Annotated in this window: 9 protein-coding genes; 3 read left to right on the top strand and 6 right to left on the bottom strand. The window is 72.5% G+C overall.

The genetic code is table 11. From position 1 onward, the window contains the following. Nucleotides 1–61: 61 nt before the first annotated feature. The 3 genes from AOK03_RS37480 to AOK03_RS37470 all read right to left on the bottom strand — a co-directional run bounded on the left by AOK03_RS37480 (nucleotide 62) and on the right by AOK03_RS37470 (nucleotide 3,749). Nucleotides 62–1,426: a phosphomannomutase/phosphoglucomutase gene (locus tag AOK03_RS37480; RefSeq protein ID WP_055569840.1), complete on the bottom strand. Its 1,365-nt coding sequence runs from the start codon at nucleotides 1,424–1,426 to the stop codon at nucleotides 62–64. A gap of 143 nt (nucleotides 1,427–1,569) precedes the next feature. After that, nucleotides 1,570–3,186, bottom strand: a complete 1,617-nt coding sequence (locus AOK03_RS37475) for an L-lactate permease (protein WP_055569839.1) — start codon at nucleotides 3,184–3,186, stop codon at nucleotides 1,570–1,572. Between the two features lie 140 nt (nucleotides 3,187–3,326). Next, nucleotides 3,327–3,749 carry a DUF3499 domain-containing protein gene (locus tag AOK03_RS37470; protein ID WP_063792663.1) on the bottom strand — a complete coding sequence of 141 codons (423 nt, stop codon included), beginning with the start codon at nucleotides 3,747–3,749 and terminating at the stop codon, nucleotides 3,327–3,329. Between the two features lie 262 nt (nucleotides 3,750–4,011). On the opposite strand from AOK03_RS37470, the gene AOK03_RS37465 reads away from it, so the two are divergent. Beyond that, nucleotides 4,012–4,464 carry a metallopeptidase family protein gene (locus AOK03_RS37465; protein ID WP_055569838.1) on the top strand — a complete coding sequence of 151 codons (453 nt, stop codon included), beginning with the start codon at nucleotides 4,012–4,014 and terminating at the stop codon, nucleotides 4,462–4,464. A gap of 106 nt (nucleotides 4,465–4,570) precedes the next feature. On the opposite strand, the gene AOK03_RS37460 is transcribed toward AOK03_RS37465, so the two are convergent. The 3 genes from AOK03_RS37460 to AOK03_RS37450 form a co-directional block, all read right to left on the bottom strand. Beyond that, nucleotides 4,571–6,061 (bottom strand): DUF5719 family protein, encoded by a 1,491-nt coding sequence (locus AOK03_RS37460; RefSeq protein WP_055569837.1) that lies wholly within the window; start codon nucleotides 6,059–6,061, stop codon nucleotides 4,571–4,573. Continuing rightward, nucleotides 6,058–9,831 (bottom strand): glycosyltransferase family 2 protein, encoded by a 3,774-nt coding sequence (locus tag AOK03_RS37455; protein WP_055569836.1) that lies wholly within the window; start codon nucleotides 9,829–9,831, stop codon nucleotides 6,058–6,060. The genes AOK03_RS37460 and AOK03_RS37455 overlap by 4 nt, the downstream gene beginning before the upstream one ends. Nucleotides 9,832–10,040: 209 nt before the next feature. Next, entirely contained in the window at nucleotides 10,041–10,304 is a 264-nt protein-coding gene (locus AOK03_RS37450) for a WhiB family transcriptional regulator (RefSeq protein WP_016642094.1), read from the bottom strand. A 665-nt stretch (nucleotides 10,305–10,969) separates the two neighbouring features. Between AOK03_RS37450 and AOK03_RS37445 the strand changes: the two genes are divergently transcribed. Next, on the top strand, nucleotides 10,970–11,485 hold the full coding sequence (locus AOK03_RS37445) for a cysteine dioxygenase (protein WP_055569835.1): 516 nt from the start codon (nucleotides 10,970–10,972) through the stop codon (nucleotides 11,483–11,485). Nucleotides 11,486–11,519: 34 nt separating this feature from the next. Then, on the top strand, nucleotides 11,520–12,195 hold a 676-nt coding region (cofD, locus tag AOK03_RS37440), incomplete at its 3' end, for a 2-phospho-L-lactate transferase (RefSeq protein WP_063792664.1).

Here is a 12,195-nt window from a genome sequence, read left to right as displayed (position 1 = left end):
GTCCTGCCGGGGCTGCGGGGGCGCCGGGGGCGTCGTCCCCAGCACCCGCCCCGTGCGGCCGTCAGGCGCGGATGATCGCCAGGGCCTCGTCCCGCACCTTGGCCATGGTCGCCTCGTCGCGTGCCTCCACGTTCAGCCGCAGGAGGGGCTCGGTGTTCGACGCGCGTACGTTGAACCACCAGTCGGCGGCGGTCACGGTGAGGCCGTCGAGCTCGTCGAGGGTCACGCCGTCCCGGTCCGCGTGTGCCGTCTTGATCGCGGCGAGGCGGGCCGTCTGGTCGTCGACGGTGGAGTTGATCTCGCCGGAGCCCGCGTAGCGGTCGTACTGGGCGACGAGGCCGGAGAGCGGGCCGTCCTGGCCGCCGAGGGCCGCGAGGACGTGGAGCGCGGCGAGCATGCCCGTGTCCGCGTTCCAGAAGTCCTTGAAGTAGTAGTGCGCGGAGTGCTCGCCGCCGAAGATCGCGCCGGTCCTCGCCATCTCCGCCTTGATGAAGGAGTGGCCCACGCGCGTGCGGACCGGCGTGCCGCCGTTCTCCTTCACGACCTCAGGGACCGACCAGGAGGTGATGAGGTTGTGGATGACCGTGCCCTTGCCGCCGTGCTTGGCGAGCTCGCGGGAGGCGACCAGGGCGGTGATGGCGGACGGGGAGACCGGGTCGCCGTTCTCGTCGACGACGAAGCAGCGGTCCGCGTCGCCGTCGAAGGCGATGCCGAGGTCGGCGCCCTCCTCGCGCACCCGCGCCTGGAGGTCCACGATGTTGGCCGGGTCCAGGGGGTTGGCCTCGTGGTTGGGGAAGGTGCCGTCGAGCTCGAAGTACATGGGCACGAGGTCGAGGGGCAGGCCCTCGAAGACGGTGGGGACCGTGTGTCCGCCCATGCCGTTGCCCGCGTCGACGACGACCTTGAGGGGGCGGATGGCGGTCAGGTCGACGAGGCCGCGCAGGTGCGCCGCGTAGTCGGTGAGGGTGTCGCGCTGCGAGAGGGTGCCCGGGGTCGCCGCGGGCTCGGGGGCACCGGACTCGCGCCACCGCTCCACGAGCGCGCGGATCTCGGCGAGACCGGTGTCCTGCCCGACGGGGGCGGCGCCGGCCCGGCACATCTTGATGCCGTTGTACTGGGCGGGGTTGTGCGACGCGGTGAACATCGCGCCCGGCAGGTTCAGCGCCCCCGAGGCGTAGTACAGCTGGTCCGTCGAGCACAGCCCGATCTCCGTCACGTCCACGCCGAGGGCGGCGGCGCCGCGCGCGAAGGCCCGCGAGAGGCCGGGCGACGAGGGACGCATGTCGTGGCCGACGACGATCGCGTCCGCCACCGTGACCTTTGCGAAGGCCGCCCCGAACAGCTCGGCGAGCGACTCGTCCCACTGGTCGGGGACCACCCCGCGGACGTCGTACGCCTTCACGATCTGGGACAGATCAGCAGTCACGGTCAACCCTCTCTGCAGGTTCTGCGAGTTCAGCGCGTACGGCGAGTCCACCGCGCAGCACAAAACTACCCGCTGGAGCCGACGGCGGGCCGGGCCCCGGCCACAGAGGTCCCGCGCCTCGGAACGCGCACGCCGCGGAGGGCTCACGGCAGCATCCAGCCGAGGACCGCCGTGCTCTGCCCGACCACGATCAGACACATCACCAGGAGCAGGCCGAGGCTCCACGGCAGCACCTTGCGCAGCAGGTCGCCCTCCTTGCCCGCGAGTCCGACGGCGGCGCACGCGATCGTCAGGTTCTGCGGGGAGATCATCTTGCCGAGGACGCCGCCGGAGCTGTTGGCGGCGGCGAGGAGTTCCGGCGAGAGCCCGGACTCCTGAGCCGCTGTCACCTGGAGGGCGCCGAAGAGCGCGTTGGCCGAGGTGTCGGAGCCGGACACCGCGACGCCGAACCAGCCGAGCACCGGCGACAGGAAGGCGAGTCCCGCGCCCGCGGCGGCTACGTAGTGCCCGATCGTGGCGGCCTGCCCGGAGAGGTTCATGACGTACGCGAGAGCCAGCACGGAGGTCACGGTGAGGATCGCGAAGCGCAGTTCGTGGACGGTGGCGACCCATTCCCGCACCGCCACGCGCGCGTGCACCCCGATGACGGTGGCGGTCCCGACGCCCGCGAGCAGCACCAGCGTCCCGCCCGTGGATACGAGCGGCATCGAGAAGACGTTGCCGCCGACCGGTTTCCCCGAGGGGTCGGCGACGTTCAGGAAGGGCCAGTCGAAGGTGCGTGTCGCCTTCGCGAGGAAGTCCTTGACGGCCGGGATCTGGGCGAGCGAGAAGATGGCGACGATCAGGGCGTACGGGGCGTAGGCGCGCAGCACTTCGGGGCGGGGGTCGTCCTGGTCGAGGTCCTCGCTGCGGGCGCCGGTGAGAACCGCGGCGCGGACGGGCTCGGCGGCGGGCCTGCGCGCCCGCGGCACGGCCATCAGCGCTCCGGCGCCCGCCAGGGCCGCGCCGATGTCGGCGAGTTGCGCGGAGACGAAGTTGGATGCCGCGAACTGCGCGGCGGCGAAGGCGAATCCACAGGCGAGGGCGGGCACCCAGGTCTCGCGGAGCCCGCGCCGCCCGTCCACGAGCGCGACGAGGAGGAGCGGTACGACCAGGGCGAGCAGCGGCGTCTGGCGGCCGACGACCGTGGCGACGGTGTCGAGCGGGATGCCCGTCACCTGAGCCAGCGTCACCACGGGGGTGCCCATGGCTCCGAAGGCCACGGGCGCGGTGTTGGCGACGAGGGCGACGACCGCGGCGCGCACCGGGTCGAAGCCGAGCGCGACGAGCATGACCGCGCTGATCGCGACGGGCGCCCCGAAGCCGGCGAGCGCCTCCAGGAGCGCGCCGAAGCAGAACGCGACGACGAGCGCCTGGATGCGGGGGTCGTCGGAGAGCCTGCCGAAGGAGCGGCGCAGGATGTCGAAGTGCCGGGTGCGGACCGTCATGCGGTACACCCACAGGGCGTTGACGACGATCCACAGGATGGGGAAGAGACCGAAGAGGGCGCCTTGGGCGGCGCTGGAGGCGGTCTGGCCGAGCGGCATGCCGTACGCGAGCCAGGCGACCAGGACGGCCACGGTGAGGCCGATGAGCCCCGCCCTGTGGGCCTTCATGCGGACGGCGCCGAGGAGGACGAGGACGGTCAGGAGGGGCAGGGTCGCGACGAGTGCGGACAGGCCGAGCGAGTCGGCCACGGGCTCCAGTTGCTGCACGAACACAGGACGCCTCCCGGCTGTGGGGTGGCGAAATCGTCAGGGCCTGGGCGAACGCGCGTCAACGAGGCGGACGGCGAAGATCCAGTGAAGGGTGCCGGTGCGGAGCTGCGGAGCACGGGTTGCGGGGTGCGGGGGCCTCGGGCTCAGGAATCCGGTGAGCGCAGCACCCTGAGGTGGCCGCGTCGTGCGACCTCCATCGGGTCCGCCCTGCGTGCGCCGCCGCCGGCCTCTGCCGCGCGCTCCTGCGGGCGGGCCGCCTCGCGCACGGCGTTGGCGAGCGCTTCGAGGTCGTCGCCGGAGGGGCGGGCGGGACCCGAGGCGTCGGCGAGCCGGACGACCTCCCAGCCGCGGGGTGCGGTGAGGCGCTCGGAGTGCTCGGCGCACAGGTCGTAGCAGTGGGGTTCGGCGTAGGTGGCGAGGGGGCCGAGGACCGCGGTCGAGTCGGCGTAGACGTACGTCAGCGTCGCGACGGCGGGACGGCCGCAAGCGGTGCGCGAACAGCGACGTACAGGGCTCACAGCGTTGGACGGTACCGCACTCTTGAGCGGGCCGCGACGACTCTCCATGAGGTCACTCCACCGTGTCGTGCGGCGGCCCGTGCGTCGACGCCTTGCCCGGGCACGCCGTTGACCTGCACAGACACCGGCGACCACGGGGGCGGATGGTATTGAATCCGGTCACCACATGGCTCGGATCACGTCATTTGGCGCGAGATCCACGGTCTCGGAGAGATACGGAATCGAGTCCAAGCTCAGCCGGATCGGTCAGGAAGCGACATGTCGCGCAGCGCGCGGAAAGGGCGATCTCGGGGACTACGCTTCGTCAGTGATGGACGACCCCGTACAGCCCCGCTCCGCAGACCCGAGGCCCCGCCGACGCGACCGCCACGGCAGAGGCATGCGCGGCCCCGTGGCACCGCCCCAGGTCCCGCTCTCGACCAGTCGCGGCGAGGCCTTCACCGACCTCGTGCAGGACTCCGTGGAGCGTCTGGAGCGGCGCTGGCCGCAGCTGACGGAGATCGAGTTCGTGGTGCTCGAGGTGCCGCCGCTGGGCGGGCCGGACATGGAGTGGCAGGACGAGGTGGTGCCGCTCGGCGGCACGGTCCAGGCGGCCGAGGGGCAGCCCGCGCGGGTGGTCGTCTACCGGCGCCCGGTGGAGATCCGCACCAAGGGGCGCGACGAGCGGGCGCACCTCGTGCACGAGGTGGTCGTCGAGCAGGTCGCCGAGCTGCTCGGCCTGTCTCCGGAGTCGGTGGACCCGCGCTACGGGGACGAGGAGTGAACCGACGCCCCACGCGCGCGGGCTGTCCTGTTCCGGCGGCGGCCTGAGCCCTCGGCGCCCTCTCTTCCCCAGTTCCGCGGCAGCGGCGGCTCCCGCGGCGGCGTACCTACTTCTGCAGCACCGCCAGATCCCGCTCCGCCTTCGGCACCTCCACCGTCCCCCGGTCGTCCGGCAGCGTCTGGACGGTGAACATCGGGATGCCCTCCTCCGGCGCGGACAGCATCCGCGACGCGTGGACCGGGCCGCCGGACACCGGCTCGACCGTGAGGGCGTAGGACCCCTTGAGGCCCGCGGGCACCGGCGGGTCCGCGATGTCCAGGGTCGTGCCGCCCTTGACCGTGTACGTCTTGGTGGCCGGTGAGCCGCCCTCGGTCCCGGCCGACGCCGTGACCTTCACCTTCGCCGACTTCTCCGGGGCGACCAGCGAGAGCGTGGAGCCCTTGGCGCGGTTGTCGGCGACCGTCGCGCGCGCGCCGACCGGGGGCGTCGCCGGGATGAACGCCGTCTCCTGCTTGCTGCCCTTGCCGCGGGTGACGCGCAGCGCCGCGACCACGGGCACCGGCCTGTCCGTCGGCGTCAGGAGCAGCGAACCGGCCTCGCCCTTGGTGACGTCGCCGAGGTCGACGGCGGCCGTCATGCCGGACTTGACCTGGAGACTCTGGCTGCCGGCCGGGGTGATGGCGCCGGTCGGCGAGGCCAGCTGGACCTTCAGGTCGGCGTCGTCGGAGCCCGGCGCATAGGCCACCAGGCGGACCGAGGTGGCGTCCTTGGGGATGCCGGGCAGGACGAGGCTGTCCGCGGGGTCCGCGGCGGCGGGCAGCCAGTCGCCGCCCAGCTTCTCGTCGGAGGACTGCACGGCGGCCGCGACCCGGCCGCTGCGCGCGGTCACGTGCATGGTGAGGTTCGTCTGCTTCTTGTCGGCGAGCGTGGACAGCAGCACCGGGACGCTGGAGTGCGGCTGGACCTGGATCGAGTCGCCCACCGCGGACGTGACCTCGCCGTCGGGGCCGTAGAGCTGCACGTCGACGACGGCGGCGGAGTCGTCCGGGTTCGTCAGGTGGATGTAGTCGCTGCGGTCCTTGTCGGTGCTCGTGCCGGGGAACCAGAAGTCCGTGTCGGGCGCGGTGCAGTTGGTGCCGTGCATGCCGCGGCCGCTGCCCGCGGCGTACGTCGTGGTCTGCTGCACGGTCCAGCCCGGGGCGAGGCTGCCGTCGGCCGTGCCGATGAGCGCGGGCGACTCGGCGCCCGACTCATCGCCCGCGACCGGCTCGCCCGGTGCCTTCTGGGTCAGGAAGGGCTTGGCCTTCTTGTCCTTCTCCTTGGCCGCGTCGGTCAGGGCCTTGCTGACGGGCAGCAGCTCCGCCTTGCCCTTGGCCTCGGCGCCGCTCGCCTTGGGCGTGAACGCGGTGTACGAGGTCTCGGCGAGGTCGGAGGAGCTCGGCACCGGGCAGAGCAGGCTGGTGCGCTCGACGGGCAGCCGCGCCGCGGCCTTGGCCCCGTCGTCGCCCGTGTCGTCCGAGCCGCCGAACGCGGCGAACCCGGTGACGGCGCCGAGCGCGACGACCACGGCGATCAGGGACTGGGTGGTGCGGTTCACTGCTGGCTCCCGTCGGGGCGCTCGCTGTCGGTGCCGTGGGGCGGTTGCGGGGGCAGCGGCGGCATCGGGGGCTGCTGCCGGTCCTGCTGGTGCTGCCGGTCGTACGACGCTTCGTAGGAGGCGTCGTAGGAGGCGTCGAAGGACTGGCCGTACTGCTGCTGATCCCCTCCGTAGACACCGCCCGAGACACCGCCCGCCGATCCGTAGGAGGCGTACGGGTCGTACTGGCCGCCGTTCTGGTAGGCGTCCTGCTGGTACGACGGCTGCTCATACGTCCCCGGCGGGGCCTGACCCGGCTGGTACTGCCCGCTCTGGTACTGCTGTCCCGCGTCGTACGCGCCGTGTTCGGCACCCTCGTGGGCGGGTGCCTCCCACCCCTCGTAGGACGGGGACGGGGACGGGGTCTGCTGCCGCGGGACCGCGGCGAGTGCCTCCTCCGAAGGAGGAGGCGGTACGTCCTGGCCCGCCTCCTGCGCGGCCTGCTCGCTCTGGGCTCGCAGCCTGCGCGCCCTGCGGCCCTCGCCCTCGACCGCCTGGGCCGGTACGACGGGCTCGTCGGGCAGGTCGTCGTCGACGTCGCGGCGGCGGCCCGGCAGGGCCATCACCACGAGGACGAGGGCGAGCGCGCCCTGCGCCCACAGCCAGGCCGTGTGGGTCATCGGGGCGTCGTGGGTGACGTCCAGGTGGCCGCCCGCGGTGGGCAGTTCGAAGCCCTGGGCCCAGCCATCGACCGTGGTGCGGGGCAGCAGGCGGCCGTCGAGGGTCGCCGTCCAGCCCGGGTCGGCCGAGTCGGCGAGCCGCAGGACGCGGCCCTCGTCGCCGGATTCGATCTTCGTGTGCAGCTCGACGGGGCCTGCCGCGACGGGTTCCGGGTCGCCCGTCGGGTGGACGATGGCGGCCCGTGCCACCTGCCGGTCCACGCGCCACAGGGCGCTGCCGTCCTCCTGGCTGAGCCGGGTCAGGCCCGGGGTCGCGTCCAGGGTGCGGCTCATCTGGCGGGGGGCTCCGTCGCGTACGAGGACGTACCGCACGGCATAGCCGCCGAGCTGGTCGGCCTGGTCGGCGCCGGAGCCCGCGACCAGGCGGGCGACGATCTTGTCGAGGTGCTCGTCGTCGGCGGCGGCCGCGGCGATCTCCGCGTCGCCGAGCCTGCCGCCCGAGCCCCGCACCAGCGAGTACGAGACCTGGGCGTCGGATTCGCTGCCGAGGACGAGGGTGCGGGCCTGGTCCTCCGTGCCGCTCTCCTCCGCGACGAAGGCGGGCACCTGCACGGGGTCGCGACGCTCCAGCGGGCCGTCGGCGCCGCCGATCATCCAGCCGGCGGCCACGAGCAGCGGTCCGGCGGCCGCGGCGAACGCGATGAGCGCGGCCACCGGCTGGCGCCAGCCGAAGCTCTGCTCGGCGACACGCGCGCGTGCGCCGTCCGCGCCGAGCGCGGCGGCGGCCAGCAGCGCGATGCCGTAGCCGAGAGTGGCGGGGCCTGCCCACGTCGAGCCGTTCGACAGGACGGCGAAGACCAGGGAGACCAGGGCGACGGCCCATGCGGTGCGGACCGCGCGCTGCCGCTCGCTGCGCAGCAGGGCGCCGAGCGCGGCGAGGACGATGCCGATGAGCAGCAGGCCGTCCACGGTGCCGGGGCCGCCGGGGCTGGCGCCGAGCAGATCGGTGGCGCTGGCGGAGCCGGAGCCGAACTCCAGGCCCGCTTCGGTGAAGAAGCCGAAGGGCAGCAGCGTCAGGGACCACGGGGCGAGGACGAGCAGCGGGGTGCCGAGTGCGGCGAGGAAGCGCAGGCCGTAGGCCGTGATGTCGCCGCGGCGGACCACGAGGAGGGCGAGGCCGAGCACCAGGGCGATCGGCCAGACGATCGGCGTGAAGGCCGTGGCGAGGGTCAGGAGCAGGGTGTACGCCCACGTGGCGCGCCAGGTGCCGCGGGTGCCGTCCGGGGACCCGAGGCCGCTCGCGGCGATGCCCGCGCGCGCGATGAGCGGCAGCAGGACGGCGAGGACGGCGGTGCCGATGCGGCCGCCCGCGAGGGCGCCGGTGGCGGCGGGCAGGAAGGCGTACGCGATGGACGCCCAGGCGCGCAGCAGGCGGGAGGTGACGAGCGGGCGCGAGGCGAAGTACGCGGCGAAGCCGGCCAGGGGGACGGAGCCGACGAGCAGGACCGTGACCGCGAGTCCGGTGGAGCCGAAGAAGAGCGTGGACAGGCCCGCGACGAGCGCGAGGTAGGGCGGTGCGCCCTGGGTGCCGCCGGTGCCGACGGGGTGCCAGCCGTCCAGATAGCGGGCCCACAGGTCCGAGGAGTCGGCGGGCGCGGGCAGCAGTGCGCCGCCCGCGAGCGCGCCGGAGCCGAGCAGTGCGCGGCAGGCGATGAGGGAGGCGAAGAGGAGCACCACGAAGAGCATCGGTCCCGGTTTGCGGGCGATGCGCTTGAGGCGGGCGAACTGCTCGATCTGCAGGAAGTCCGCGTCGTCGCCGCCGGGTCCGGACTCGACGACGCCGTGCCGTCCCGCGCCCGCGGGGGCTTCGGCGTCGGTGCGCCCGATGAGGCTGCCCGCGGCCTGTTCGACGGTGGCGCGGACGGTGGCGCCGGGCGGCGGGAAGAGGGGCCGCATCTCGCCCGCGTCGGGCACCGGCTTGCCGCGCTGTTTGCGGGCGCCGAGGATGCGTCCCGGCCGCAGCAGGGTGGCGAGCAGACCGGCGACTTCGTCGATGGCCTGCACGGGTGCCTTGCCCACGAGGTAGGCGAGGGTGCGCAGGAGCGTGCCGACGACGACTCTGAAGAGCACCCAGGGGAGCACGGCCGTGCGGGCGTTGACGAGCAGGGTGTACGTGGCGCCGGCCTTGTCGACGCGGTGCGGCGACGTCGCCGTGCGGCCGACGCAGTCGACGGTGCGGCGCTCGCGCGAGGAGGCCTCGGCGTGCCGGACGACGGCGTCGGGGGCGACGAGGACGCGGTGGCCCGCGGTGTGCGCGCGCCAGCACAGGTCGACGTCGTCGCGCATGAGCGGCAGACGGCGGTCGAAGCCGCCCAGCTGTTCGTAGACGTCCCGGCGGATCAGCATGCCCGCGGTGGATACGGAGAGCACGGGCCGCACGTGGTCGTGCTGGCCCTGGTCCTGCTCGCGCCGGTCGAGGCCGGTCCAGCGGCGGCCGCTGTTGGCGATGGAGACGCCGACTTCGAGGAGCTGCCTGCGGTCGTACCACCCGCGGAGCTTGGGGCCGACGACGGCGACGTCCTTGCCGAGCTCCCGTTCGTTCTCGACGACGCGGAGCATTTCGGCGAGGGCGTCGGGGTCGGGCGCGCAGTCGTCGTGCAGCAGCCAGAGCCACTGCACGGGCTCGCCGTGCGGCAGGTCCGGCATGTCGTACGCATCGTCGCGCCAGGTGCGGCTCACCGGGTCCCAGCCGCTGGGGCGCTTCAGGTACGGCAGCTCTTCGGGGCTGAGCACCGGGGCGGTGCGGACGGCCTCGTCGACGGCGGTGCCGAAGCCGGAGCGGCGGGCGAGGTGCAGCACGCGGTCGGCGCCGAGGGCTTCGGTGACCAGCCGGGCGGAGTCGTCCGCGCTGCCGGTGTCCGCGGCCACGGCGTTCTGCACGGGGCGCTCCTGGCCGAGGAGGCCCGCCAGGGCGTCGGGCAGCCAGCGGGCTCCGTCGTGGGCGACGAGGACGGCGGTCACGACGTGCCGCGGGAACGCGGGCGGGTGTGTCGGGTCGAACCCGGCGGCGGCGGCCTCTTGGTGGGCTGCCGAATGGCTGTGCACGGACATCGAGGTACGGGCCCCGGTTCGATGGACTGCGGTGGACGCCTGCGCCCTGCGGGGGCGCCGGGGCGTCTCGGACGGGGCCCCACACTAACGGCTGGCACCGGAACGGCCCGCCGCCTGTGGATAACCCTTGGGCGACGGGCCGTTGGTCGGGCAATTTTTTGAGGGATATGTGTGCCGGATCAGCCGGCCGGGGCATGCCGTCGGGGGTTTCAGACCGCGGCCTTCTTCAGTCGGCGGCGTTCGCGCTCCGACAAGCCGCCCCAGATGCCGAATCGTTCGTCGTTCGCGAGTGCATACTCAAGGCATTCGGAGCGGACTTCGCAGGCGAGGCAGACTTTCTTGGCCTCACGCGTGGAGCCGCCCTTCTCGGGGAAGAAGGACTCGGGGTCGGTCTGGGCGCAGAGTGCGCGCTCCTGCCAGCCGAGTTCCTCGTCCGCGTCCTCGACCAGCAGTTCCTGAACCAGCTCGGTCATGTGCGCCCCTCGTCTGTCTGTGCGTCCCCGTGGTGCGGCCGTTACCGATTTCGGCTGAACGACACGAGTGAAATTACAAGTGTGCTGATCCGGGCCAGTCAAGCCGAGATCTGCTATTGGGCCCCTTATTCACTCTGCGGAACCAAGGCTGTGCGGAAAGTGTTCAAATCGGCCTAAACCATGACACCGTTCGGCAGCCCGTCCGGCACTCCGCAAACGCGTTCCCCTGAAACGTGATCCCAGTCGGACCACAGCCGGTCGGACCTTCATGGGGAAAGACGTCGATGTTTGAGTGCCGGTTGCTGCGCGATGTGTCCGGAGGGGCGCCTGCACAAACCTTTCGCCTGACAGAACAACCGGATGAGGTGAAACATATTCCACATAGTGGACATTGAGTTGACACCGAAGGTGTGAGGCGCTGTTCTGGTGGGCATGCTCGCGAACATGGCTCTTTCGATGACCCGCACCAGCGGGTCCATCGGTGCTGCCCACGCGCGCTGTTGCTGTTCCTGCTCCAGCTGTTGAGTTTCTCCAGCTGTCGAGCCGCTTTCCCTGCTCCACTTCTTTCGCGCTCTTCTCGGGCCTCCGCGGCCCTGCACTCCCTCCCTGCGCTCCACCTTCCTTCGCGAGATCCCAGCACTCTTACGTTGAGGAACCACCGCACGATGAACAGCGACAGCGACCTCCAGATCGCCGGCGACATCCTCGAAGTCCCGCACCTCCTGCAGCCCGCCCGTGAGCACCCGGCCACCGTGGCCGAGTTCGTCGGCCTGGCCCGCGCCATCGCCGCCGACCGCTCCCAGTGGGAGCACCTCGTCCAGTACGACGCCACCAGCCGCTGGTACCACCGCCTCAGGACCGGCCCCGGCTACGAGGTGTGGCTGCTCTCCTGGGTGCCCGGACAAGGCAGCGGGCCGCACGACCACGGGCGTTCCTCCGGCATCCTCACCCTCCTGCAGGGGGAGCTCACCGAGCGCACAGAACGGGGCACACGGGCGCTCGACGCGGGCGCGCAACGCGTCTTCGCGCCGGGGTACGTCCACGAAGTCGTCAACGACTCCCTGGAACCCGCCGTCAGCCTGCACGTCTACTACCCGGGCCTCACCGAGATGCCGATGCACTCGGCCCGGTGCGCCGCCGCCGTCGCGCCGGACATCGCGGAGGATGTCGTAACCGCCTGACACGGTGTCGTACCCGCCTGAGATGCTGGTGGTTATGCGCATTGTTGTTCTGGCCGGCGGCATCGGCGGCGCCCGTTTCCTCCGCGGGCTCAAGAAGGCCGCGCCCGACGCGGACATCACGGTCATCGGCAACACCGGTGACGACATTCACCTGTTCGGGCTGAAGGTCTGCCCCGACCTGGACACCGTGATGTACACGCTCGGTGGCGGCATCAACGAGGAACAGGGCTGGGGGCGTACGGACGAGACGTTCAAGGTCAAGGAAGAGCTCGCGGCGTACGGCGTCGGGCCCGAGTGGTTCGGGCTCGGCGACCGGGACTTCGCCACGCACATCGTGCGGACGCAGATGCTCGGCGCCGGATATCCGCTCAGCGCCGTCACCGAGGCGCTGTGCGAGCGGTGGCAGCCCGGGGTGCGGCTCATCCCCATGTCGGACGACCGCATCGAGACGCACGTCGCCGTCACGCTGGACGGCGAGCAGAAGGCCGTGCACTTCCAGGAGTACTGGGTGCGGCTGCGCGCCTCCGTGGACGCGCACGCCGTGGTGCCCGTCGGCGCCGAGCAGGCCAAGCCCGCGCCCGGCGTCCTGGAGGCCATCGCCGAGGCCGACATCGTGCTCTTCCCGCCGTCCAACCCGGTCGTCAGCGTCGGCACGATCCTCGCCGTGCCCGGCATCCGCGAGGCCATCGCCGACGCGGGCGTGCCCGTCG

This window comes from Streptomyces atriruber (assembly GCF_001418325.1).
Taxonomy (GTDB): domain Bacteria; phylum Actinomycetota; class Actinomycetes; order Streptomycetales; family Streptomycetaceae; genus Streptomyces; species Streptomyces atriruber.
Note: the sequence above shows the minus strand (reverse complement) of the source record. Positions and strands in the feature narration are given on the sequence as shown.